Below are 24478 nucleotides of genomic sequence, written 5' to 3' on the forward strand. Positions count from 1 at the left end.
TGCCGATCCCCTTCAGGAAACCCAACACCCCAAGGCCGCAACGGCTACCAACTGCCGCCGCCTGCGCATCCCTTCTCACAACACGGTATGTACTTGTCAAAGAACCCGCAACGCTGAGACGCGTCGCACCGGCCGCTCTTCCGCACCCCCTTCTTCAGGAGGATCGGGTCAGAGTGACCGGAGAATTTCGGTCGAAGTCGGAAGATCAAAACCGCTAAGTCGCTGTTTTCTCTTCCGTTTCTGCCGCCGTCGCCGCGCTTCGTTCAGCGCCCCGCCGTCGGTGGAGCGGTTTATAGGCGCCCGCCCCCAAACCACGCAAGCGCTTTTTTCATCGCCTCCTGCATTTTTATGTTCGCTGAACCGACTGATGTTTTCGTCAGAGCAGGCCGAGCGCCCGCAGTTCCGCCGCCATGTCGGCCGGCAACTCGTCCCCTGCCCCGCCGGCCGCGGAAAGATCCTGGGGAGCAGCTTCGGCCGTCAGGTAGCGCCAGCCCTGGAAGGGGCGATGCGGGGTCGGCACCGTCGGCACCCGGTCGGCGGCGAGCTGCAGGGTGCAGTAGCTCTCCCCCTCCTCGTCGGTGGCGGTATCGATGGCAAGGATGGGCTGGCGCACTAGGACGCTGCCCTTGATGACCCAATAGATCGAGCCGCCGGCCAGCAACTCGTCGCCACGCTTGGGCAGGCGACGGGTATAGACGGGGATGCGAGTCCGGCCGTCAGCCGATACGGCGCGGCGGTCCTGCAACTCCGCCAGATGGTCGAGGTCGCGGACACCGACGGCGAGCTTGATGAGATGGAGAGGCATGGGGACGCTGAAGTCTCTGACGTGAAGGACGGAACCGCGCCCAACATAGCGCGCCCCCTGACATAGTGCGCTATGCAGGATTGTCCTTCTGCCAAGACCGCCGGGCGGATCTGTCCTCAGAGCGGATCGTTGCGGTCAGACCGGTTGGTTGGCCGGGCATGGCCGATGATGGCGCTGAAGCCGAACAGCAGCAGCAGCACGCCCATGACGATCTCGATGCCGCAGACCAGACGGACAGGTCCGGACACCGGGTGGATGTCGCCATAGCCGACGGTGGCGAAGGTCACGATGGAGAAATAGATCCCCTCGGCGAAGGTCAGGTCGCGCCTGACGCCTTCGATGACGAAGTTCGGCTCCGCCATGAAGCGGTCCATGATGGTGTAGATGGCGCCGAACAGGATGATGCAGAGCGAATAGAAGGTCAGGAAGGCGAAGGCCGGCAGGACCAGACGCGCCGATTGCTGGAAGAATCCTTCGAACAGCAGGCCGGCGTCGAGCAGGAAGATGGCGATGTCGCGCGACACCAGGGCGACGATGGCGGCGATGGCCGACATGGCCAGCAGGAAGATCGCGCCGATCGTCTGGGTGTCCATGTCCTGTTCGGGCACCAGGAAGGTCAGGGCGCCGATGCCCCAGACCGGCGCCATCCACAGGAAGACGCGGTCGAAATGACCCCCTTCCCGCAATCGCCGCGACATCACGATCCGCCGGATATCCTCCGCCCGCCACCAGGCCCCGCCCAGGAAGGCGACCAGCGGCAGGACGAAGGCGACGCTCTGGATCAGCGGACTGATGTTGTGGAAGTTGCTTTCCAGGAAGAAAACAAAGATGCAGGCATAGACGCCGATGAAGTTGGTCAGCGCCAGCGTGAAGAACTGGCTGCCCGGAAACAGATAGTGGAAGGCCCCGATCACGAGGCCGACCGACCCCAGCAGAACGAAGGTCAGATTGCCGGACACCGACCGGATCGACAGCGCGATCAGGCCGAGCAGCAGTGCCGTCAGCAAGGCCCCGCCCAGCCAGGACTTGGATGCCCCCTTGGCTCCATGGGGGCTGCCGTGAGATCCCCCATGGCCGCCGCCGAGTGGATTGCCGGGAGGAACCGCCGGGGGCGGGCTGGTCGTCCGAGGGCGGCGGTCGGGAACGATCTGGTCCATGGGGCGGCAAACCGAAACGGAAACAGACACCAGACCCGGTGCCCGGACGAAGGTCCTATTTCGCAGTTATAGCCGTTTGCCCGCCCCGGGAGTCAGCATTTTCCGCAGCCTTGTCCGAGGTTTCCGCCCCCTGCCCTACCAGCCGCCGGTGGCGAGCCAGCGGTCGACCATATCGAGGCGGTCCCAGCCCCAGAACGGTTCGCCATCGACGAAGACGAAGGGCGAACCGAAGACGCCACGGTCCACCGCATCGTCGGTTTCGGTGCGCAGCCGGTCCTTGACCGCCGGGTCCTGGATGGCGGCGGCCACCGCGGCGCGGTCGATCCCGACGCTGCCCAGGGTCTTCGCCGCGATCTCCGCCACCGTGTCGGCCGGGCCGATGTCCCGCCCCTCGCCGAAATGGGCATGGAAAAGCGCATGGGCCAGCAGCTTCGCCTGTTCCGGATGGTCGTCGGTCAGCCAATAGAAGGCGCGCGAGGCGGCGACGCCGTTGGCCGGGGCCGAATCGGGGAAGGTGAAGGGGGCGCCGGTCAGCCGGGCGATGCGGCCGACGTCATGGGTCAGATATTCGCCGCGCAAGGGCTGCTGCAGGTTGGGCTTCATGCCCGTCACCTTGAAGATCGCCCCGAGAAGGATCGGGCGCCAGGTGACGGTGCGGCCATGCTTCGCCGCCAGTTCGTCGATGCGCAGGCTGGCGAAATAGCCGTAGGGCGAGGCGAAGTCGAAATAGAAATCGATCGGGTCCGGCACGCGCGTTTCCTCTCCGACAGGTTTTCCGGAAAGGCTAACGCGGGCGCGGGACAGCGTCCAGCAGTGCATCCGGGGGGCGTCCGGGGAAGGCGCGATCCCCGAACGGCCCGGCACCCCGTCAGACCGTGCGCACCTTGGCGTCGAAGACGTAGCCGGCGCCGCGTTCGGTCTTGATGATGCGGGGCTCCTTCGGGTTCGCCTCGATCTTGCGGCGCAGGCGCAGGATCAGCACGTCGATGGACCGGTCGAACACCTCCGCCCCGTCGACGCGGGTGAGGTCGAGCAGCTGGTCGCGGGTCAGCACCCGCTGCGGCCGCTTGACGAAGGCCGCCAGCAGGCCGAACTCCGCCTTGGTCAGTTCCACTTCGCGCCCCTCCTGCCCGCGCAGGCGCTGGGCGGTGAGGTCGAGTTCCCAATTGGCGAACTGCACCACGGCACGCAGTTCGTCCGCGCTGCGCGCCGGGCGGGCGTCGTTGGAGACGCGACGCAGGACCGCCTTGATGCGGGCCAGCAGTTCGCGCGGGTTGAAGGGTTTGGTCAGGTAATCGTCGGCACCCAGTTCCAGCCCGACGATACGGTCGACGTCCTGGTCCTTGGAGGACAGGATGATGACGGGGATCTGCGATTCGGTGCGGATCTGACGGACGAGGCCCAGCCCGTCGCCGTCGGGCAGGCGCAGATCGCAGACCACGAGATCGACAGGGTCGCCATCCAGAGCCTGCCGGGCCGATGCGGTGTCCTGCGCCGTCGTGACCCGGTAGCCCTCTCCCGCCAGATATGAGGCCAAAAGCTCCCGAATCGGCTCGTCGTCGTCGACAGCGAGAATGTGCATGCCTGTTACCTCCCCAAATCTTCTTATCTCACGCGTGAGCGGCACGCAATGCGTTACAACCCCGTAACAGCCGCGGCCGATTCGCCGACCACATGAGTTGGTTGAAACCGCGTCCTGCACCGGCGACATAAAAATACCGTTGCGCGGACATTAACCAGAAACAAGCTGCGGTTTAAATCCAGACCATTGAATAGGGGATGGTGGCGAACAGGGGACGGCGACCCGCCTCTGGGCGCCGGACCAATGCCGTGATGGGGAAGCACCGCCATGTCGAACATCGATCATTGCCTGGAGCGCCTGGCCCTGCTCGACCGCGCCGACCGTCTGCTGAACGAGGTGCGGGTCTACGGACAGCATGGCTCGATCCGCGAAACGCTGGCGCAGCACCGGCTGCTGCTGGGCGAGGCGAGGCGCCACCTCGACTCGGCGCGCTCGGTCGGGCGGCTGGGTTGAGGACCGTCGGCAAGACCATCATCATGTCCGGCTGCAACGCCCAGGCGACACCGATGCCGCCCCACCGCACCGCGCCCCATGGCCAGTCCCATGGCCAACCCCATTCCAGGGCGGCGAGGCGGCTGCCCGCCGACGGCCACCGCCGTCCGGCGACGGAGCGTTGCGCCCATCATTCCGGTTGCATGCCCGGTGCCGCACAGGTCGCGTTCCATAATGGTGCGCCGCTGTGGCGCACGATGATGGAACGCTGGCTGGCCGCAGCCCCCTGACCTGTCCGGACTTTCGGACAGCCTCCTGTTGCGCTCTCCCTATTCCCGCCCGATTTCGCGCCTATGTCGGCAGTCGGGAGTCACAACACGGAGAGACCCATCATGACCCGCGCCATCCTTCTCGCCTCCACTGCCCTGCTGATGGCGGCCCCGGCGGCGTTTGCCGCGACAGGCGGACCGGCCGGCGGGCAGCTGGCGCTGACGCGGGTTCTGCTGTCCACCGGCGGCGTCGGCTATTTCGAATATGAGGCGACGGTGAGCGGCGACGCCGACCTGTCGCTGGAGGTGCGGCGCGATCAGGTCGACGACGTGCTGAAGAGCATCGTCGTCTATGACGACAAGGGCGGCGTCGGCACCATCGCCCTGCCGGGAGCCGAACCGCTGGACACCGCCTTCCGAGAGCTGCCCTTCTCGGCCGACGACCTCACCTCCCCGGCCGCATTGCTGAACGCGATGCGCGGGGCGGAGGTGACGACCGGCGGCTCCCGCCAGTTGACCGGCCGACTGATGTCGGTGACGGAAGAGACCGCGCGGCTGCCGGGGAACGACGGCGCCACCACCACGCGCCACCGCGTGACGCTGATGACGGCCGAGGGCCTGCGCCAGCTGGTGCTGGAGGAGGCCGACGCGCTGCGCTTCACCGATCCGGCGGTGCAGGCGCAGATCGACCGCGCTCTGTCGGCGGTGGCGGAGAACGCCAGGCGCGAGCGGCGGCGGCTGACCGTCCACAGCCGGGCGCCGCAGGATGGACAGGCGGCCGGCGAGCGGCGGGTCCGGGTCGGCTTTGTCGCGGAGATGCCGCTGTGGAAGGCGACATACCGGCTCAGCCTCGGCACCGGGGCCGGTCAATACGGACAGGGCCAAAACGGACAGGGGCAAAACGGGCAGGCGGATAAGGGCAAGGGCGCGCTGCAGGGCTGGGCGGTGCTGGAGAATCTGAGCGGCGAGGATTGGCGCGGCGTCGACCTGACGGTGGTGTCGGGCAACCCGGTGACCCTGCGCCAGGCGCTCTACACGCCCTATTTCGTCGAGCGGCCGGAGGTGCCGGTGGAGGTGCTCGGCCGCGTGCTGCCCAGCGCCGACGAGGGCGCGGTGACGCTGAACGACGCCCGTTCGGCGATGCGTGCGCAATCCGAGGCCTCACGTGCCGGGGCGCCGCCCGTCACCGCCATGGCCGCCCCCCCGCCGATGCCCGGCGCGCCGGCTCCGGCGCCGATGGGTGACGCGCTGGCGAAGACCACCCCCTACGGCAGCGCCGCGGGAACGCCGGCGATGGCCGAGGTGCGCGGTGCCGAGGCCGGTGCGGCTGAGGGCGCCCAGGTGCTGTTCCATTACCCGCAGCCGGTCAGCGTGCCGAATGGCGGGACGCTGATGATGCCGATCGCCGCAAGCACCCTGCCGGTGGAGCGGGTGGCGCTCTACCAGCCCGCCGCCGACGCCCGCCATCCGCTGGCGTCCCTGCGGCTGCGCAATGACGGCGACACCGCCCTGCCGCCGGGATTGCTGACCTTCTATGACCGGGGCACGGCGAACAGCGCTTACGTCGGCGACGCCCGGATGGCGACCCTGCCGGCGGGCGAGAGCCGGCTGCTGTCCTTCGCCGTCGATCAGGCGGTCACCGTCGACCGCGAGGAGAAGCCGAGCCGCCGGCTGTCCCGCGCCACCATCGCCGACGGCGTGCTGACCCTGTCGGTGATCGACCGGCAGAGCACGACCTATACGGTGGCCGGTGCCCCGGATGCCGACCGCGATGTCGTGATCGAGCATCCGCGCCGTCCCGGCTGGGAATTGGCCGAACCGGCGAACGGCAAGCCGGAAGCGACCGCCACCGCCTATCGTCTGCCGCTGGCGGTGCCGGCCGGCAAGACGGTGACGCTGACCGCCACGCTGGAACGGCCGCGGCAGGAGCGGATCGTCCTGACCGACCTGACCGCCGACCAGATCGCCGCCCGCGCCACCGCCCCCGAATTGCCGGCGGAGGTTCGTCAGGCGCTGACCACGCTGGCCGGCCTGCGCGCCGCCGTCGCCGAGAAGGAGCGTCGCATCGCCGAACTGGAGCGCGAGCGGGCGGAGCGCATCGCCGACCAGGACCGCCTGCGCGAGAACCTGAAGGCCCTGCCGGCCGGCAGCGACCTGCACAAGCGGACGCTGGCCAAGATGGCGGAGGCGGAAAACCGCCTGGATGCCCTGGCGCGCGACCTGACCACCGCCCGCAACGAGGCGGAAGCGGCGCGGCAGACCCTGCGCGAGCGGGTGAAGGCTTTGGCGATCTGAGGGTAGCAGAGAGTTAGGTGTAGCGGCGGGCAGGGCCCCCGCCCGCCGCTACACTTCTTCTACAGCGTCGTCGCGCTGCAATAGGCCCAATCCTCCCCCTGCAAGCCGAAGAAGGCCGCGACCGGCTTGCCGCTGGAGCGGTCGACGACGACGCGGAAACGACTGCCGGTGCAGGTGCCCTGCGGCTGCTTGGCGAAGGGCAGCTTGACGTGCTTGGACTTCAGGCAGGCGTCCGACATCTTCGGCGGGTTGGCCGGGCCGTCCACCTTCTTGCCGTTCAGCACCATATAGTAGTTGGTGGCCTGCCCGCCCTTGACGTCGGCCTTCACCTCGATCTTGCCGAAGCGCGACTTGTAGAGGCCGGCATCCTGTTCGCCGTCGGGCGCGCCGCCGGGCAGCGCGCGGAAGGAGATGGCGGCGCAGGACGGCGGGTCCTTGGCCTCCGCCGGGGCGGCGGCCAGCGTGGCAAAGCCGCCGGCCAGCAGAAGGGCGGCAGGCACGGACATCAGACGTACAGACAGCATGGAAGAGCCCTTTCGAACCGGTTGAACCGTCACTTCGGCAACAGGCAGATGGCGGTCTGCTGCATCAGGGCGCAATCCTTCTCAGCGCCGCCATCCAACATCGACACCTCGACCTGGGTGATCGTCAGGGTGCGGCCCGGCTTCACCACGCGGGCGCGGGCGATCATCACGTCGCCCTTGGCGGGCGCCATCAGGTTGATCTTGAACTCCACCGCCAGCACTTCGGCACCCGCCGGCATCAGGCTGTAGGCGGCATAACCGCCGGCATTGTCGGCCAGCGTGCTGACCATGCCGGCATGGAAGAAGCCATGCTGCTGCGTCAGCTCGGCGCGGAACGGCAGCCGCATCTCGCAGAATCCCGGCTCCACCGCCGTCAGTTCGATGCCGAGCGTCCGGCAGATCGGCTGCTGTTCGAAGGAGGCGAGACAGCGCGCCTTCCAGTCGGGGTCGCGGGGAACGAAGGTGTCGGCCAAGGCGAAGCACTCCGGGAAGGGAACGTTGCGGGACAGCCTGCGACAGCCGCCCCGCCGGATCAAGCCCGTATCCCTATAGGTCACCCGCCGATCTCAGCTGCCGATCAGGCCCATCTGCGGGCTGGACGGTTCGGCCTGGGCGCGCATCGGCATGCGGCCGGCCAGATGGGCGGAGCGGCCGGCGCTGACCGCGTCGCGCATCGCCGCCGCCATCCGCACCGGATCGCGCGCCTTCGACACCGCCGTGTTCAGCAGCACGGCGGCGCAGCCCAGTTCCATCGCCAGCGCCGCGTCGGATGCGGTGCCGATGCCGGCGTCCAGCACCACCGGCACGGGGCTGCGGGCGCAGATCGTCTCGATGGCGTGCGGGTTGCGGATGCCCATGCCCGAGCCGATGAAGGCGCCCAGCGGCATCACCGCCGCCGCGCCCAGATCGGCCAGCTTGCGGCAGGTGACGGGATCGTCGTTGCAATAGGGCAGCACGACGAAGCCGTCATTGACCAGTTCCTCCGTCGCCCGCAACAGTTCCTCGACATCGGGATAGAGCAGTTCGCGGTCGCCGATCACCTCCAGCTTGATCCAGGGCGTATCGAGCGCCTCGCGCGACAGCTGGGCGGTCAGCACGGCTTCCTTGGCGGTCATGCAGCCGGCGGTGTTGGGCAGCAGCCCGACCGGGCCGGTGGGGCGCCCGGCGGTGGCGCGGGCCAGCACGTCGACGAGGCTTTCCGAATAGCCGTCCAGGCTGATGCGCCGGATCGCCAGCGTGACCAGCTCGCTGCCGCTGGCCGCCAGCGCGTCGAGCATCACCTGCTGATTCGGATAGCCGGCGGTGCCGAGGAAGAGGCGGGAACCGAGGCTGCGCCCGGCGATGATGAGGGTGTCGGTTTGGGACATGGGGAGTGCCTTTGCAAAGGCCTTCTCCCGAAGCGAACGATCTGGGGAAATCCCCCTCTCCCCGGGGGGAGAGGGGATTCTTCCCTTATCGCGGGACGGGAGAGGGAGGTGTAGGAGGCTCAGCCGCCTTGGATCGGGCGGACGATTTCCAGGCTGTCGCCGGGCTGGAGCGGGGTTTCGGGCCAGAGGCGGCGGGGAACGACGGCGCCGTTCAGGGCGACGGCGACGCCCGGCGCACCCTCGGCGATGCCGCGGCCGGCCAGGAACTCGGCGACGGACGCGGCGGACAGCGGCTCTTCGCGGCCGTTGACGCGGAGGACGGCGCTCATGCGGCGGCTCCCGCCGCAACGAAGCGGCCGGCGGCGAAGGGGCGCAACAGCGGGTCGGTCTCGCCGGTCAGCACCAGCCGGGCGATGCCGTCGGCGGTCACCGGGGTCAGCAGGATGCCGTTGCGGTGGTGGCCGGTGGCGTGGATCAGGCCGGGAACACCGCTTTCGCCCAGGATCGGCGCATCGTCGCGGCTGCCCGGACGGAACCCGACCCAGGCCTCCTCGATCGGCAGTTCGGCGATGCCCGGCAGCGCCCGCCATGCCCCCTCCAGCAGGGCGAACTGCCCGCCGGCGGTCAGTCGGTCGTCGAAGCCGCGCTCCTCCGTCGTGGCGCCGATCAGCAGCCGGCCATCCAGCCGCGGGATCAGGTAGGTGCCCGGCGTCCACACCACATGGCGCAGCAGCGGCAACCGCGCGTCCATCCTCAGACAGACCATCTGCCCCTTCACCGGCCGCACCGGCGGCTTGGCGGCGGGCGGCAGTCCGGGCACGCCGGCCGACCAGGCCCCGGCGGCCAGCACCACCCGGTCGGCCCGGTGCAGGGTTTCGGCAACCCGCACGCCCGCGGCGCGGCCGCCCTCCACCGCCAGCGCCACCTCGCCGCAGCGCTCATGCAGGCGGGCGCCGGCGGCCTCGGCCGCGCGGCGCAGGGCTGCCGCGACCTTGCGGTTGTCGACCTGATGGTCGCCGGCACAGAACAGCGCACCGGCGACGCCGGGCTGCAGGAAAGGCTCGCGCCGCCGCACCTCGGCCCCGCTCAGCCATTCCACCGGCAAGCCCAGGTCGCGCTGGAAACCGTGCAGGAAGCGGACCTTGGCGGCATCGTCGGCAGTGAGCGCGATGACCATCGTGCCTTCGCTGCGCAGATCGACGGCCATGCCGCTCGCGGCTTCGAGATCGCGGGCGAAGTCCGGCCACTGCGCCTGCGAGGCGCGGGTCAGCGGCAGCAGCCCCTCCTCGCCCGGTTCGGTTTCGACGCAGGCGGCCAGCATGCCGCCGGCGGCATGGGTGGCGCCGCGACCGGCCTCCCCCCGCTCGAACAAATCGACGCGGCAGCCGGCCGACGCCAGCCTCCAGGCGATGGCGAGGCCGATGCAGCCGGCGCCGATGATGGCGACGGATGGACGGAATCCGGAGACGCACTCGGAAATGGAATACGGTTCTGGCGCATGGATCATGCGGCGGCTCCCTTCGCTGGAATTACCCAGACAGGTTCGATGGGTGTGTTCTCAGCCGCGCGACCACCGCACGGCACCCCAGGCCTATGGCTCGCCTTATGCCAATGTTTCGCTGGCCCCACAAGCGGAATCGACACTCATCCATCCCGCCGCTCCACCCAGCCGACTGCCGCCGATGCGGCGACATGCCACAGCTCTATAAGGAGTTTCCCGGACAAGAAACGCTACCAATCGGCAGCTAAACCATCCGTAAAATAAGCCATACCGGGGCACTCGCCGCAACAAACGGGCGCGGCCGGTGTGCGGAACGAACAACAAAGACGACCGAGGATTCGCCAGCATGCTGTCATTCTTCCGCTCGGACGCTCCGAACGCCCCCATTTCCGGCAGTCCGGTCGGCAACCCGGCTGGCAAATCCGGTCCGGCAACGCCGGCGACCGCGCCGGCGGAAGCGCCGGTCCGCAGCCTGTGCCTGCCGGCCGCCCAGATCGGCGCCACGGCGCTGGAGGGGCTGGGCTTCGCCGCCGGCGCACCGGCGCTGGTCGTCGGCTTCGTGTCGCCGCATGTCGATTTCGCCGCCACCTCCCGCGCCCTGCGTTCCGCGCTGCCGCCGTCGACGCAACTGGTGCTGGTCTCCACCTCGGGCGAGCTGTGCGCGGCCGAAGGCCAGCCGCTCTACCGCAAGGCCGGCGACCGCTGGGACAGTGTGGTGCTGCAATCCTTCAGCCCGCGCCTGTTCGCCGGGGTCAGCGTCCACACGGTCCCGCTGCATTGTGACGACCTGCGCGCCGGCCGCCCGACCCGCGACGTGGCCGCAAGGGTGGAGGCGATCCGCGGCGAGCTTGACCGCATCCGCGTCCCCTTCGCCGTCGACAGCCACGACACGGTGGCGCTGACCTTCATCGACGGCCTGTCGGCCAGCGAAAGCTGGTTCATGGAGGCGGTCTACCGCTCCGGCCGTTTCCCCTGCCTGTTCATCGGCGGCTCGGCCGGCGGCAAGCTTGATTTCCGCAACACCCACCTGTTCGACGGCCAGCGCGTGCTGGAGAATTCGGCGGTGACCATCTTCCTGAAGATGGCGCCCGGCATCCGCTACGGCATCTTCAAATCGCAGAATTTCCGCCCGACCCAGACGCGCTTCGCCGTGGTCGATGCCGACCCGATGCGCCGCATCGTGCGCAGCGTGATCGACCGCGACAGCTTCGAGGTGGTGAGCTTCATCGACGCGCTGGCCAAATCCCTGCGCTGCAAGCCGCAGGACCTGCCGGGCAAACTCGCCAACAACACCTTCGCCGTCGAGATGGAGGGGGAGCTGTTCGTCCGCTCCATCTCCGGCTTCGATTTCGAGAAGGGCGAGGTCGGCTTCTACTGCGACGTCAATCCCGGCGATTCGCTGTGTCTGGTGGAGGCGACCGACTTCGTCCGCCAGACGGAGGACGACCTCGCGGCCTATCTGCGCGGCAAGCCGCGACCGGTGGGCGCCATCCTGAACGACTGCATCCTGCGCCGGCTGAACAACCCGGACCAGCTGTCGCGGGTCCATGCCTTCGACGGGCTGGCCGCCGCCGGCTTCTCCACCTTCGGCGAACTGCTGGGCATCAACATCAACCAGACCCTGTCGGCGCTGATGTTCTTCGAGGTGCCGCCCGGTACCGCCTTTGCCGACGACATGGTCGACCGCTTCCCGGTGCATTACGCCCGCTTCCAGAGCTACTTCATCGCCACCCGCTACAACCGGCTTGAACTGCTCAGCCGCATCCGCAACGCGGTGATCGAGCGGATGCACAGCTATCTCGACGCGCTGGTGACGCTGAACAGCGGCGTGCAGGAGACCGCCAGCTATGCCGCGCGCATCGGCGGTTCGATGTCGGCGATCGAGGCGACGCTGAACCGCCACGCCACCCTGTTCGACGGCCACGCCGACCGCAAGGAGGCACTGGTGCGCGAGTTCACCCAGCTCAACACTGTGGTGAAGAGCATCGAGAAGGTGCTGGCGGTGATCGACGGCATCGCCAGCCAGACCAATCTGCTGGCGCTGAACGCCACCATCGAGGCGGCCCGTGCCGGAGAGGCGGGCAAGGGTTTTGCCGTGGTGGCGGCGGAAGTGCGCAAGCTGGCCAACGACACCAAGCAGACGCTGGGCGACACCCGCCGCGCCATCGATCAGGTGGTGACCTCCGTCCGCTCCGTCGGCGGCCAGCTCGACGACACCAGCGCCCGCATGGATGAGGCCGCCTCCGCTTCGCAGGAGCTGCAGACCGACATCCACGCGGTGATCGACGAGGTGGAAGGGGCACAGAAGGCCATCGAAGGCCGCCTGTCCGACATGAACGACCATGCCCGCCGCATGGAGGACATCAACCATTACATCGGCTTCCTGAAGCAGCTCGACCGGGCGGGGTGAGAGCACGCGCGGCGGGTGCCCCCACCCGCCGCACCCCCCTACAGCAGGAACACCGACGCCAGCCCCAGGAAGGCCAGGAAGCCGACGACGTCCGTCACCGTCGTCAGGAACACCGCGCTCGACACCGCCGGATCGACCCCCAGCTTTTCCAGCCCCAGCGGGATCAGGGCGCCGCTCAGGCCCGCCACCACCAGATTGATGATCATGGCGAGCCCGATGACGATGCCGATCAGCGGGCCGTACCAGACCAGCGCGATCAGACCGACCATCACGGCGAAGATGCCGCCGTTGATGAGGCCGACCAGCAGCTCCTTCCCCACCACGCGCAGCGCGTTGGCCGACGACAGGTCGTGCGTCGCCAGCGCGCGGACGACGACGGCCAGCGTCTGGGTGCCGGCATTGCCGCCCATCGAGGCGACGATCGGCATCAGCACCGCCAGCGCCACGATCTGCTCGATGGTCGCCTCGAACAGCGAGATGACGCCCGACGCCAGGAAGGCGGTGGCGAGGTTGATGGTCAGCCAGCCGACGCGGCTGCGGGCGATGTCGGCGATGCCGCTGAACACGCCGGTGTCGCCCGACCCGCTCAGCTTGCGCAGGTCGTCCTCCGCCTCCTCGTCGATGATGCGGACGACGTCGTCGACGGTGATGACGCCGATCAGCCGGCCGGCGGGGTCGATGACGGGTGCGGAGACCAGGGCGTATTGCCGGAACAGGTTCGCCACCTCCGCCCGCTCCATGGTGGCGGGGATGGCGTCGACCTCGCCGGTCACCAGATCGGCGATGCGCACGGCCCGGCGCTGGCGCAGCAGGCGCGACAGCGGCACCGCACCCACCACCCGGTGCATCGGGTCGACGATGAAGATGTCGTAGAAATCCTCCGGCAGCGTGTCGGTCGCCGCACGGACGAAGTCGATGGTCTTGCCGACCGTCCAGAATTCCGGCACCGCGACCAGCTCGCGCTGCATCATGCGGCCGGCGCTGTCCTCGTCGTAGGTCAGGTTCTCCTGCACCAGGGCGCGTTCGGCGTCGGGCAGCTTCGCCAGGATCTGCGCCCGCGTCTCCGCGTCCAGATCCTCGATCAGTTCCACCGCGTCGTCGGTGTCGAGGTCGGCGACGGCGTCGGCCAGCTCCTGCGGCTCGAACCGTTCGATCAGCGCTTCGCGGAGATCGGGGTTCAGGTAGGACAGCACCTCGCCGTCCAGTTCGGCGGGGAGCAGGTCGATCAGGTCGGCGCGCTCGGTCGGCTCCGCCTGTTCGATCAGATCGGCGATGTCGGCGGCATGCAGCCCGTCCAGCCGCGCCAGCACGGCCTCACGTTCACGGGCGCGCAGCAGGCCGACGATCTCCTCCACGAAATCGGGCTCGACGCCGTAGGGACGTTCGTCCTCCGCCTCGGGACCCGCATGGGGACGGCCGTGGGCGTGGGCTTGGCCGTGAGCGCGGGCGGCGACGTCCGGCCGCAGATCCGGCGTGTGGGGATCGGTGTGCATGCCGGCACCCTCCCTTCGACGATGCAACCCCGAATGCCGGACCCGGATACCCTCGGGACTCCGACGGCATGGGAACGGCGGGACGGCTCCGCGACATCGGACGGGGCCGACGGCGTTTGGGGCCGGCGTTCGGGGTTTGCGGGTTGTGGAAGCCTTCCGGCCGGTGCCGGGAGCCGTCCGTCAAGGGACGGGACCGGTGACGGCGGAAGCGCCCCCGACATAGAGGCGCCGCCCCCGTTTGTCCAGCCCGGTTCGGCAGGAACCGGCGGCATCGGCCGCTTTTGCCACCATATCCTTGCACCGCCGCGATCCTTCATGCTCCCATGCATCTGCGCCGCAACCAAGGCGGCGCATGATGGGGAGAGGGACCGGACGCGCCGATGGAGTATGCCTTCACCACCGTCGGCGGTCGCGACGGCATCCTGCTGTCCGGCCGCTGCACCTACGAGGACGGCACCCGCTTCCACGACATGCTGCGCGACTGGGACTTCGCGGCCAGCCCGGTGGTCCCGATCGACCTGCGCTTCGTCACCTTCATCGATTCCGCCGCCATCGGCATGATGTTCATCCTGGCGAACCGCTGCCGTGAAGCCGGCGGCCACATCGTCGCCAGCGGGGCCGCCCCGCACATCGTCCGCGCGCTGCGCCGCGCCACGCTGGACCGCTACATCGAGTTCCGCTGAAAACGCCAATTCTGGAAACGACGAAGGGCGGTGCCGCACCGTGCACCGCCCTTCGTCACGCTTGGCCCTGAAAGCCGATCAGGTCGGGTTCGGAACCGCGGAAGCCGCGTCGACGCCGAGCTTGGCGCGGGCGAGGCTGTTCAGCGCCTCGGTATCGGCGAAGACATAACCCTTCTCAATCAGCTTCGACGTGTAGTGCTTGTTGTAGAGAAAGGCGGCGATGATGCCGGAAATGCCGCCGGTGAAGATAGCCAGCAGCATCAGAAGAAGCCCCATCCCCCAGTCGCCGCGGAACAGGGCCGGGAAACCGCCGAAGAACAGGGTGGTCCAGCTGAACCCGACCAGACCCTTCTTGAGCAGCCCCGTCTGCGGGTGCTTCATCATCACAACAGTCGCCATAAAATCCCCCGTCGCATCCACAGGTCAAATGGTCTGGCACAACGCCACCCATTCCACCATTCGCAGACCAGGATAGTACCTCTTTCGATTGGCGACAAGAGATGCGCACGTGAATTCACAGGAAATTGTTTTCAGTCCACATCATACAACGTGGAATATTTTCATTTTTATTATCGAATACGATATCAAATACTGTTGTGCCTTGAGAATATCCGGCCACCTGCGGCCGGCACCGAACGCCCTGAATGCGACGAGAGAGGCACCTCGAAACGCCCCGCCCCTGCCCCGGAAGGTGACTTCCGATGCTCCGTTGACCGTCCTTGTCATGAAAACGCGACACTGACGTTTGCCTCCCGCTCACCAAAGGAGTCGCAGTGGAGTACCTGCATCGTCTCGACCAGTCGCTGCTGTTGTGGCTGAACCAGTTCGCAGGACACAGCGCGGCGTTGGACATGGCGGTGCGTGGGATCGCCAACATCTATCTGATCAAGCTGGGGCTGTTCAGCGCCGCCCTCTGGTGGCTGTGGTTCCGGCGGGAGGAGACGGAGGCCGGGCGCCGGCTGGTGGTGGACGCCATCGCCGCAGTGGTGCTGGCGGTGGCCATGTCCATCCTGATCCAGGCGGTGATGCCGGCCCTGCCGCGCCCGCTGCATGACGCCGGTCTCCCCTTCGTCCCGCCGATCGGCCAGAGCCGCGACGCCCTGAAGAACTGGAGTTCCTTCCCCAGCGACAACGCCGCCCTGGGCTTCGCGCTGGCCGCCACCTTCCTCCGCGCCTCGCGTCCGTGGGGGCTGCTGGCCTGCCTGTGGGCGGCGGTGGTGATCGCGCTGCCGCGGGTCTATCTGGGCCTGCATTATCCGGGCGACGTCATCGGCGGCGCCCTGATCGGCATGCTGAGCGCCTTCGCCGTCGCCCGGCTGCTGCCGATGGGCGGCGTCCACCGGCTGGTCGCCTGGGTCGAGGAACACTGGCGCCCCTGGTTCTACAGCGCCGCTTTCCTGGTGATCTACGAGATGATGGTGCTGTTCGAGGATGCCCGCCGCGCCGCCGGGGGAGCGTTTAAGCTGCTGCACGCACTGGCGGGGTAAGGCCCGGACACTCAAATCCCAGATACGAAAAAGCCCGCTCGGTCTTGCGACCAGCGGGCCTTTCGGTGTTCCCGTATCCCCGGGATGGTCCCATCTGCATGGGAGAGTGGTGCGGTCGAGAAGACTCGATTTTCGACTTCTCCACCACACACCTACAATTCTCGTTTTATATCAAATAGATAGATCAGACCATAGCGTTTGCATGAGCACGTGTGTGTGAGGATCAGAGGGTAGATTTGTGTGATGGTGTTACGCCATATTCGAATTTAGGCGCTCGATAACAACGCCTCTCTTGCGCATGTGTAGCTCCATCTCCCGCGACTCGGAAAGACCCAGCGCCTTAGAGATACTGGACATAGACCACGTGGTATGATTCAATGGCGGGGATTAGGGGGCAACCGTCGCCTAGTCTCAGCTACCTATCCATCCGGGTTCAGCGGTTGGGATAGGACCGGCAGTGGGAGCGAACATGCTCCACTCTGCCTTTTCGGAAGCGGATGTAGGAAATAACCGACACCGCTTTCGGCCAAGTGCAAACTACTCTCATGTCTATGTCCTCCTCACGGGTGCTGGGCGCAATGCCCAGCTCTCGGAGCGCCCCATGCGCCCCGGGCCGCATCAGGGCTTTGGGGGCTTGAGGATGGACGGCGACACTCAAGAAGAGCGACGGTTGCCTTAAGACCAAAATACCGGATGGCGCGACGCTGTCAACGTTTCCACGTTGCGCACCTCAACTTTTTTTCCACAGGCGCAAGCCACCGCCTGCGGAAAACCATTGACATCTGTGGACAGATCAACCTGCACGTCGTAAGGTGCAACACCTGCTATGCTACTGGAGATCTGCCTCAGCCATGAGCAACAAACTCAGAGACTTTATCGCGACACGACGTACTGAGATTATGGCTTCAATCGCAGCTCTAGAAGCCGAATTGCGTCAACTGGCTGTCGCAGAAGCGGCAATTCAAGGCTATGAGAATGATAGCCCCTCTCAATTAGAAAGCGCCTTGCAGCAGCCTATTGAAGCTGATGATCTGCTACCTAGTGAGGCTAAACCTACCCCACTTACCAGCCTCACCATCAAAGACATGATAAAGTTGGTTCTGACAGAACATCCAGAGGGCGGGGAGAGCGGGGATATTACGGCCTGGATCAGAGACCGATTTGCAGTCGACGTTCCGCGTACCAGTATGTCGCCTCAGTTAAGCCGCCTCAAAGCAGCTGGAGAGCTTAGACTCAATGATAGGACTTGGACTATTGCACGTGATGCCCAGCATACACCATCCAGCGACGTCGATGCCGAGCACGGCGAAGATAATACCGCCACACCACTTAAATCTCACCAAGACTTATTTGCGTGATTACCGTCAGACTCCTCGGGAATCACTGTGGAGTCATGGCGGACTCCAGATGGAGTCCGGAGTTATTTACTATGGAGTCCGCGAAATTCTTCTTCAAGTGATATTGATAACCCACCGTCGATACTATGAAGTTCTCCAGTGGACAGCTTCTGATCCCCGGCCCAGCCTTCGGGAGGAGTCAGGGAACAAACTTGACAGGTCTTCTAATGCGCTGACCGTAGCTGGACTGACACGGGGAGCATCTGTCACGCCAAGGGCGCAACAAAAACGGATAGAAACCACATACTCTACAGGCTTAGGTAGTTATCTATCGCTGCGTAGCAGCCGGTAGACGCTTGCGCGCGATACACCCGTTTCCTCAATAATCTCGGGGACAGACCTCCCAGCGGCTTTCAGTTCCCGCACATTATCGCCGTGAGCCTGCGCCGTCGGCTTCCGCCCCTTGTACTTCCCTTCGGCTTTGGCTTTCGCGATGCCTTCGCGCTGGCGTTCCAACATGATCGCTCGCTCGAACTCGGCCACGCCGCCTAGCATCGTCAGCATGAGCTTGCCCGTGGGCGTGCTGGTATCAACTCCCATGTTGAGGATGCGCAGCCCAGCGCCCTTGGCCTCGATTCGCTCGACCAGCGTTAGCAGATGCGCCACAGACCGCGCGAGTCGATCTAGGCGCGTAACGACCAAACAGTCGCCCTCGCGCAGGTAATCTAAAGCTGCCTCCAACTGGGCGCGCTTCGCTGCGTCAACCGAGGACACTTGCTCGCTGAACAGCTTCTCCACCCCCGCGGCCGAAAGGTCGCGGTGCTGAGCTTCAAGCCCTGCCTCTTGTTCCGCCGTGCTGGTGCGCGCGTAACCGATCAACATGCGCCTGCCCCGTTTTCTGTCTCACAGAGTTCTTAGACGTTCTACCCTTTAGGTCTCAGAAATTCAAACCCATTTGTGTGAGACAGGCAAACCTAGGCTTTGCCGTCAGCGTGAGACATCCCAAGCCCGCAGGCCTCATTGAGACGGCTGAGAGGCCTGTTAGGTACGAAAAGATCCCTTTCCGTACCTAAAGGACCAAAGCCCCGCAAAGCCGTTCCAAAAGCTTTGCAAAGCCCAGAAAGCCAACGTTTCCGCGTTGTTCAGCCTCCTTTACCGCAAATTCTCGCAAAGCTCCGCCTCGGGAAACAGCCTAATCCGCAAAGCCCTGCAAAGCTTTAGCTAAAGCTTTCCCACATCTTCGGAAAGCCCCCCGCCCCCTCCTTCAAGGGTTCCCAGGACCGGGGGGAGGGGTGTGTTCAGAAACCGCAACAGGTGCTGTCAATAGCGCGCAGTAAAGCTGGCAAGTAGATGTAGACAGCTGCCGCTCAGCTTCTTAGGATTGGGACGGTGAGAGGCGCCGCTCACGCGACGTTCCCCATCTTCAGGTGTAAGAAACGGAAAGCTTGATTTGCAGCCTCGCTTTCCGTTTCTTTTTTACCTAGACACCCTCTCACACTCGTACTCGCTACCCCCGCGCTCCACAACCGCCGCCAGCTTCAACGCATACACTGCGTCGTCATTGGTGAACGACGGAGGATACGCGGTTAGTGCCTCAGCAGCGCTCTGATTCTTGTGACAGGTGGTGCGGATATAGATGGGGTAGCTGATGTTACTGTCCACGACGTGGACAGCAGACCACACCTCAGCCAGCCAGATGGCATCGCACCGCAGACGGCGGTTACATGCTCAATGTTATTTTGGGACTGTCCCAAAGCAGGCCAGACGCGGACGCCGTATCAGAGGGGATCAAGCCCGCTCCGCACTCTGGTAGCGGTCGAGCGTCATGCTACCAGAGTACGGAGCCATGATACGCATCAGTGACGCCATAGCTCAAAGTGCTCGGAAACCTTTAAAGTGCTTTAACCCGCGCGCGCGAGGACCCTGCCCCGTCAATTCCCTCCCTCAAGAAGAGAGCTTCCAAGGCTTAAGGATTGACCGCCGACAACGATGTAGTCGAGAGCAATGTACGACGCAGCCACGACATTCTTGGTTTCCGAAGCTGCATTCTGTTCATTCCGGTGGTTTGCGATGATTCTGGAATTTCGCGTCCCCAGGCAGCATATACAGGTGCAAGTACATAAGGAAATCCACCTTCGATTTCAACGGTCTCACCTAGTTGAACACCTTCTTCAGACCGCAATATTTTTGCCATTAGATGCAAGGGCTCTCCCTCCCTCATCACCATCGTGGCGGCTAATGCTTCTTCACGATCCGGCATATCTACTACCCTCTGATAGGCGTAGTTCTCAGTCTTCTTTGCGTGCCAGATCTCGCTGATTGTTAGGACTGCGTCCCCTCCCAAACGTAACACGTCGTTTGCAAGACTCCGCATGTACGCATACTTCTGCCCGTGCTCTTCGATCTCCACCTGCCGGATGTCAATGGTTTTTCCTTCTTGGAAAATCATGATTATAAAGACGTGATATCCGTCGCGCAAATATATCTGCCGAGCCGCGTCAAATAGACGCCGTGCATGTTCGCGGGTGTCAGCGCCATCCGATACAACACTTGTCTTTTCAATACCGTACCGCTCAGATGCCATTTCAGCTTTTTCAATATCAAACTTAACCGACTCTGTTGAAAATTTTAGTGGCTCTCCAGTCGCAATCCAAATATCCAGGATCTTATTCTCATTATGCCCAATCATGCAAGGCAATCGCCCGCCTGCCATGTCGTGATCATAAGTTAGTTCCCCATGGTCAGTCACGGCGGTCGGTTCCGGCAAACCTGACTGGCGATGCGCATCGACTACAAGCTGGGATAGGTGTCCGTATGCGATAGCGACTGCGTCTAACAGTTCATAATCTGGAAGTGTATTTTCAACCCATCTTCTCTCTAGACGCAAAATTCCATGCTTAAGAATGTGCGACTTCAGCGCGCCTTTCGGGATACGCTTAAGGATTTGCTTTGGGTCTTCGAATAGGTCTGCGCGAACGTCCTCGCGAGGCCCCTCGTCAAGGTGTGAAGCAAGTATTTCAGCACGAACCCAGCTATGGCTTTCAAGGTCGCCCTGCTTCTCGATCCGATTCCTGGCCTCAACCATCCAACGCATCAGGGGAATTGCTTTCAAACGCTCCTGCCATCCTTCGTACCACGGGTTAAATCCTGGAATTAGCGCTTTGTTGCTTTGAAGGATGAACGAAACTGTCCTAGCCGTCTGAATAGCCGTCTGAATGGCAACACGAAACGCTTCCGGATCAAAGTAAGATTGCTCCGCTTGGTGCCACTGTCTATGAAGGTCGCTCAACCTTCTATCAACTGCATTGAGAGGACATTTGCTGTCATGAATTGCAATTGACATTCATAACCTCTTCTGATTGGTCAATTAAAAAGACGTTAGCATGATGACTGCATGGTCAAAGATACCATTATCACAAATGCAACGATTTGGCGCGCTAGATGCGTTCATTTGTAGCGTCGAGGTCCGATAATAATTTGCCATCTTGACTGGCAAATCCCATGTTTACTCACCGCTCTACGCTACGTCCGCATGCCTCCGGCCTGTATCGCCGCTCCATCCGCGCCACATGGACCGCCATCCGCAGGAAGACCGCGAACCCATCCGAGACGCCGCGCTTCTTGCTGTTCAGCTGCGTATAGACGTCCTGCCGTTGCAGCCGCGTGCGGGCAACCTTGTTGTACTGCCGGGCAGCTTCCGCATGCCCCCACCCCAGAAGCGCCAGAATCCGCTTTGCACGTGCTTGCTGCATCGCTCTAAAATCTCGTTGGTTTTCTGAGATCTTAGAAGGATGGGAAGATCTCGGCAAGCCGGCCTAGCAGCCAGAATGCCTGTCAAATTTTATGCAATGGCGTAAAAGTGCGTTGACATGCGTAAGGCATACGCCTTACATCGCCAGTAGGTCAAATGACCTTCGTAGATGGCCAGCGAAGCGGCAACTCCGCTGGCCGTGCATAACTACGTCACACACACTTGGAGTTTATCTAGTGACACAGACCGCTGCTGTCAACGCCCACGCTTGCGCTTTCGTCCAAGACAACACAGCCCCGGCCGAAGCTCTCGCCCGCTCGCTTGGAATGCCCGTCTATGCCCAGCTCATGGCGCTGGAACATGACAACTCCATTCCGACAGACCGCGACTTCCTCGACCGGATGGATTCAATCGCCTCCCAGGCGCATGACCTAACCGGACCTGAGACAGCGCTCGAGCGCTTGCTTGTCCTTCACTACACCCATCCCGACCTAAATCAGGACACACCGGAAGGCCGCACCCTTGCCGCGGTCATACGCGATCTCCTGCCGATCCTTCTGCCGCGCACCGGCACCATGGCCGGCGCCATCCCCACACCCACACTCCGCAGCGGCACCCTTCAGCCGGCTTGAAGTACTTTAAGCGCCGTCCTGCATGGGGAGAGGCAACCAAGCGCTTGGTTGCCTCCAGCTTAGCGGGGGTAGTGGAAATAAAGCACCTCTCTATACGCCTATTATAAGGGATGCACTTTTAAAAAATACTCCGTTTGCGTCTGGACAGTAACTGTCATATTTACATTATTGCATCATTGGTCGCGCTTCATGATCCGGCTAAAATACTGACTTTTTAGTCCAGTCAACCCAGCGTATTTGCGTCATTCAGCACAACCTACTTTGCAACATTAATCCCTCCATTTTTTGGCTCTCCGTCATTAACGAAACTCAAGGAGATCCGATACCAACATCAGAGGATAAACTTGGAAACTGTCTTAGAAATTCTTCAGAGAAACGAGAATTTTCACCGTCTCCCGCACCCTTATTCGAAGTATGGCGTAATAACAAACTTTGGTGGCGCAGAAATCAGCGTCATCAATGTTTCGACTGCGCGCGGCGTGCTGCCGTTCAAGGAAAAGGGCGGCGACCGACAATACGTGAACATCTACACGGATATCCGGCACCCGGTCACCGGCAGATGGAAGCGGGAAAAAATACAACTCGCCGAAGCCGTGTTGCGCGCGACGCAAGGCCCCCCGAAGTCCAGCAACCTGCAATGCAGTCACTTGGACGGCGACGCAACGAACTGCGCGCCCGATAATCTGGCCTGGGAAACAAGAACGACCAACATCCAACGGCAGCTCCACGCCAACAACTTCAACAGAGGCGCCAACAACCCGAACGCCAAGCTGTCCCACGCCCAGCGCGAGGAAGTCATTCGCATGGGACGGGAGCGATACACCGCAACAGCCATCGCCCATACCTTTCGGGTCTCTGTATCAACCGTATCTCGAATCTTGAAGAAAGCCGGCATCACCACACGCGGCTGGCGCACCATCTGAAACAAAAAGACGCGCCGAGCAGAATAGCTCAGGCGCGTTTTCTTTGACACCACCAACACAGACGAAGCAAGTAAACAATGACTACGTTAATAAAAATAATCTCTTGCAATGCACTATTATAGCACAGGCACTTATCTATTAGGAAGCGGCGCAATATAAATACAGGAGTCACTCTTGCGTTAAAGGACAAATTGTCCTATAATAATGACAGTTGACGATGATTAGACACATCGCCATCTCCTCAATTAAGCACATTACGCGGGTGGGTGAACTCTGTTCCCCACCCCTTTTGGATCCTACAGCATGCCTTCTTTTCAGCCCACTTTAGAACTACTGCCGTTCGCAGAAGATGGATTCATCCCTGTCCCTTCCGTTGCCGATATCCTTGGTATCAGTATCCGCACCATGAATCGCGCCATCCGTCGCGGTGCCTTCCCTGGCGAAATCGTCCGTCGCGGACGTGGCCAAGGGGGAGAGCGATATCTCCACCGCTCGCAGATCGAAGCGGCCCTCCTCGCAAATCTCATCCCGTCGCCGCGCATCAAGCGCCCAGCACCCTCGAAACAATGACACCCGTTTACCAAGCATCACTCCCAAGCAAGGCTCCCTACGAAAGCCGTCGCCGCTTCCGTTCCAGTAAGATCAAGCATCAGGCGCCCAGCGGCCCACAAGAGCCTTTCATTTTTTGGTTCGAAGGCAGCAGCGAAATCTACATCGCCGCACCACTCAGCCATTTCCAATCCTTGCTGGACGCTCGCTCGTCCAACTGACACCAGACATAATGAAGCAATGAACGAAATTACCCCCGTGCAGGCTGCACACGACGCGCTGAGCCGCGCCACCCTCATTCTGCAATCATCCATCGCCGAAGCCTCCACCGCGGAAGATGCCCACGCCGCCGCCGTCAACGATCTCAGGAACGCCATCGCGGCTAACCTCATGGCTCCCACCGCTGAGACGAAACAGCGGCTTGAGGAAACTGGCGCCGCTGAACGTGACGCCATCGCTAAGCGCGATTACGCCTCCCTGACCGTCGACGCCGCCCGGCAGAACGTCACCACCCTTGAACAGGCTCTTGCGGACGCTCAGCACCGCGAAGCTTCCGACACCATCCAAGCTGCATTCCGGAAGTTGGGCGGTATGGCAGACGAGATCGACGCCACTATCAGCCGCCTATTTACCCTGATCGCGGAAGCAAACGCTGTCGCGAACACGGCAGAAGATGCAGCGAGTTACCAACTGAATGAAAATTCGCTCTCCCATCCAGGCGCTTGGCGCAGTGCGGTAATGCACGCGATCAAGGAGCGCACCCTGCTCCCCAGCAATGCCTTTGTGGCGCCGTGTTCGGTTGCCTCTGCCACAGCACAGTTCCGGTTTAATCGGATGAAGGGCAGCAACCGCTACACCCCGACGAACGCCGAGACGAAGGAGACCGCGTAATGTCGGTACTCTGCCCCTCCGATCTCTACGCCGCCGCTCAGATGGGCGCGGACATCGTCAATCGGACCTTCCCCGAGAACGTGCCCGACGCATGGTATCGGCTATTCCGCGAAGCCGGCTGGAATCCTGTCGCAGTCCCTCTCAGCGACGCTGAGAAGACCGAGGAGGAGGCCGAAGCCGCACAGGCGACGGAATACGCCCAGCGCTTCGAGGCCCTCTCCCAGGCCGAATACAACGCCTTGCGCAATGACGGCTGGACCTTCGGCGACCCGATTCCTGATCCGGTCTAATTCCCTCCCTCGGGACAGGACGCACCCCGTCACTGTCCCAGTGCTCAACAGCCGCCGCGATGCTGCACCTCCAGCTGGGGCGCGGCGACTGTACCGCCCC

At 63.6% G+C, this 24478-nt stretch carries 26 protein-coding genes; 11 read left to right on the forward strand and 15 right to left on the reverse strand.

Features of this window, described 5'->3' with window-relative positions; translation table 11 throughout:
• Positions 1–376: 376 nt before the first annotated feature.
• The 4 genes from FZ938_RS00005 to FZ938_RS00020 form a co-directional block, all read right to left on the reverse strand.
• Positions 377–805: a DUF1489 family protein gene (locus FZ938_RS00005; RefSeq protein WP_149196689.1), complete on the reverse strand. Its 429-nt coding sequence runs from the start codon at positions 803–805 to the stop codon at positions 377–379.
• A gap of 116 nt (positions 806–921) precedes the next feature.
• Positions 922–1962 carry a potassium channel family protein gene (locus tag FZ938_RS00010; RefSeq protein ID WP_149196690.1) on the reverse strand — a complete coding sequence of 347 codons (1041 nt, stop codon included), beginning with the start codon at positions 1960–1962 and terminating at the stop codon, positions 922–924.
• Between the two features lie 135 nt (positions 1963–2097).
• Positions 2098–2712, reverse strand: coding sequence for a 2-hydroxychromene-2-carboxylate isomerase (locus FZ938_RS00015; protein ID WP_149196691.1), 615 nt, complete (start codon positions 2710–2712; stop codon positions 2098–2100).
• A 118-nt stretch (positions 2713–2830) separates the two neighbouring features.
• Positions 2831–3544 carry a response regulator gene (locus tag FZ938_RS00020; protein WP_085087905.1) on the reverse strand — a complete coding sequence of 238 codons (714 nt, stop codon included), beginning with the start codon at positions 3542–3544 and terminating at the stop codon, positions 2831–2833.
• A gap of 267 nt (positions 3545–3811) precedes the next feature.
• On the opposite strand from FZ938_RS00020, the gene FZ938_RS00025 reads away from it, so the two are divergent.
• From FZ938_RS00025 to FZ938_RS00035, 3 genes are all read left to right on the forward strand, one after another.
• Positions 3812–3997, forward strand: a complete 186-nt coding sequence (locus FZ938_RS00025) for a hypothetical protein (RefSeq protein WP_109151646.1) — start codon at positions 3812–3814, stop codon at positions 3995–3997.
• Between the two features lie 23 nt (positions 3998–4020).
• Complete coding sequence (locus FZ938_RS00030; protein ID WP_211101023.1) at positions 4021–4266, forward strand: hypothetical protein; 246 nt, start codon at positions 4021–4023, stop codon at positions 4264–4266.
• 102 nt (positions 4267–4368) lie between these two features.
• Entirely contained in the window at positions 4369–6540 is a 2172-nt protein-coding gene (locus FZ938_RS00035) for a hypothetical protein (RefSeq protein ID WP_149196693.1), read from the forward strand.
• Positions 6541–6599: 59 nt separating this feature from the next.
• Here FZ938_RS00035 and FZ938_RS00040 read toward each other — a convergent pair whose 3' ends face one another.
• From FZ938_RS00040 to thiO, 5 genes are all read right to left on the reverse strand, one after another.
• Positions 6600–7064: a hypothetical protein gene (locus FZ938_RS00040; protein ID WP_174757339.1), complete on the reverse strand. Its 465-nt coding sequence runs from the start codon at positions 7062–7064 to the stop codon at positions 6600–6602.
• 29 nt (positions 7065–7093) lie between these two features.
• Positions 7094–7537 carry a PaaI family thioesterase gene (locus tag FZ938_RS00045; RefSeq protein ID WP_149196695.1) on the reverse strand — a complete coding sequence of 148 codons (444 nt, stop codon included), beginning with the start codon at positions 7535–7537 and terminating at the stop codon, positions 7094–7096.
• Between the two features lie 93 nt (positions 7538–7630).
• Entirely contained in the window at positions 7631–8431 is an 801-nt protein-coding gene (thiG, locus tag FZ938_RS00050; RefSeq protein WP_149196696.1) for a thiazole synthase, read from the reverse strand.
• Between the two features lie 119 nt (positions 8432–8550).
• Complete coding sequence (gene thiS / locus FZ938_RS00055) at positions 8551–8760, reverse strand: sulfur carrier protein ThiS (RefSeq protein WP_149196697.1); 210 nt, start codon at positions 8758–8760, stop codon at positions 8551–8553.
• Positions 8757–9938: a glycine oxidase ThiO gene (thiO, locus tag FZ938_RS00060; protein WP_149196698.1), complete on the reverse strand. Its 1182-nt coding sequence runs from the start codon at positions 9936–9938 to the stop codon at positions 8757–8759. Before thiO ends, thiS begins: the two co-directional genes overlap by 4 nt.
• Positions 9939–10278: 340 nt before the next feature.
• On the opposite strand from thiO, the gene FZ938_RS00065 reads away from it, so the two are divergent.
• Positions 10279–12342 carry a methyl-accepting chemotaxis protein gene (locus FZ938_RS00065; RefSeq protein ID WP_149196699.1) on the forward strand — a complete coding sequence of 688 codons (2064 nt, stop codon included), beginning with the start codon at positions 10279–10281 and terminating at the stop codon, positions 12340–12342.
• A 38-nt stretch (positions 12343–12380) separates the two neighbouring features.
• Here FZ938_RS00065 and mgtE read toward each other — a convergent pair whose 3' ends face one another.
• Complete coding sequence (gene mgtE, locus FZ938_RS00070) at positions 12381–13835, reverse strand: magnesium transporter (RefSeq protein WP_149196700.1); 1455 nt, start codon at positions 13833–13835, stop codon at positions 12381–12383.
• A gap of 380 nt (positions 13836–14215) precedes the next feature.
• On the opposite strand from mgtE, the gene FZ938_RS00075 reads away from it, so the two are divergent.
• Positions 14216–14518: an STAS domain-containing protein gene (locus tag FZ938_RS00075; protein ID WP_085087879.1), complete on the forward strand. Its 303-nt coding sequence runs from the start codon at positions 14216–14218 to the stop codon at positions 14516–14518.
• Positions 14519–14596: 78 nt separating this feature from the next.
• Here FZ938_RS00075 and FZ938_RS00080 read toward each other — a convergent pair whose 3' ends face one another.
• The gene (locus FZ938_RS00080) at positions 14597–14917 is read right to left on the reverse strand and encodes a hypothetical protein (RefSeq protein WP_149196701.1); all 321 of its coding nucleotides are present in this window, start codon (positions 14915–14917) and stop codon (positions 14597–14599) included.
• A gap of 374 nt (positions 14918–15291) precedes the next feature.
• On the opposite strand from FZ938_RS00080, the gene FZ938_RS00085 reads away from it, so the two are divergent.
• Both FZ938_RS00085 and FZ938_RS00090 read left to right on the forward strand, forming a co-directional pair.
• Positions 15292–16005, forward strand: a complete 714-nt coding sequence (locus FZ938_RS00085; protein WP_149196702.1) for a phosphatase PAP2 family protein — start codon at positions 15292–15294, stop codon at positions 16003–16005.
• Between the two features lie 851 nt (positions 16006–16856).
• Positions 16857–17363 carry a hypothetical protein gene (locus tag FZ938_RS00090; protein WP_149196703.1) on the forward strand — a complete coding sequence of 169 codons (507 nt, stop codon included), beginning with the start codon at positions 16857–16859 and terminating at the stop codon, positions 17361–17363.
• A 303-nt stretch (positions 17364–17666) separates the two neighbouring features.
• Here the strand turns inward: FZ938_RS00090 and FZ938_RS00095 are convergent, their stop codons facing one another.
• The 3 genes from FZ938_RS00095 to FZ938_RS00105 form a co-directional block, all read right to left on the reverse strand.
• Positions 17667–18224, reverse strand: coding sequence for a recombinase family protein (locus FZ938_RS00095; RefSeq protein ID WP_149196704.1), 558 nt, complete (start codon positions 18222–18224; stop codon positions 17667–17669).
• A 1084-nt stretch (positions 18225–19308) separates the two neighbouring features.
• The gene (locus FZ938_RS00100) at positions 19309–20685 is read right to left on the reverse strand and encodes a hypothetical protein (RefSeq protein ID WP_174757341.1); all 1377 of its coding nucleotides are present in this window, start codon (positions 20683–20685) and stop codon (positions 19309–19311) included.
• Positions 20686–20851: 166 nt separating this feature from the next.
• Complete coding sequence (locus FZ938_RS00105; protein WP_149196705.1) at positions 20852–21094, reverse strand: hypothetical protein; 243 nt, start codon at positions 21092–21094, stop codon at positions 20852–20854.
• Between the two features lie 235 nt (positions 21095–21329).
• Here FZ938_RS00105 and FZ938_RS00110 point away from each other — a divergent pair, with 235 nt between their 5' ends.
• A complete protein-coding gene (locus FZ938_RS00110) occupies positions 21330–21725 on the forward strand; it encodes a hypothetical protein (RefSeq protein WP_149196706.1) in 396 nt (131 codons plus the stop codon).
• A 344-nt stretch (positions 21726–22069) separates the two neighbouring features.
• Entirely contained in the window at positions 22070–22648 is a 579-nt protein-coding gene (locus FZ938_RS00115; RefSeq protein ID WP_149196707.1) for a helix-turn-helix domain-containing protein, read from the forward strand.
• A 330-nt stretch (positions 22649–22978) separates the two neighbouring features.
• Here the strand turns inward: FZ938_RS00115 and FZ938_RS30900 are convergent, their stop codons facing one another.
• On the reverse strand, positions 22979–23245 hold the full coding sequence (locus FZ938_RS30900; RefSeq protein ID WP_246457542.1) for a hypothetical protein: 267 nt from the start codon (positions 23243–23245) through the stop codon (positions 22979–22981).
• Between the two features lie 192 nt (positions 23246–23437).
• Here FZ938_RS30900 and FZ938_RS00125 point away from each other — a divergent pair, with 192 nt between their 5' ends.
• Positions 23438–24088, forward strand: coding sequence for a hypothetical protein (locus FZ938_RS00125; RefSeq protein ID WP_149196709.1), 651 nt, complete (start codon positions 23438–23440; stop codon positions 24086–24088).
• Positions 24088–24378: a hypothetical protein gene (locus FZ938_RS00130; RefSeq protein WP_149196710.1), complete on the forward strand. Its 291-nt coding sequence runs from the start codon at positions 24088–24090 to the stop codon at positions 24376–24378. Before FZ938_RS00125 ends, FZ938_RS00130 begins: the two co-directional genes overlap by 1 nt.
• Positions 24379–24478: the final 100 nt, after the last annotated feature.

Source organism: Azospirillum oryzae, from assembly GCF_008364795.1.
GTDB lineage: Bacteria > Pseudomonadota > Alphaproteobacteria > Azospirillales > Azospirillaceae > Azospirillum > Azospirillum oryzae.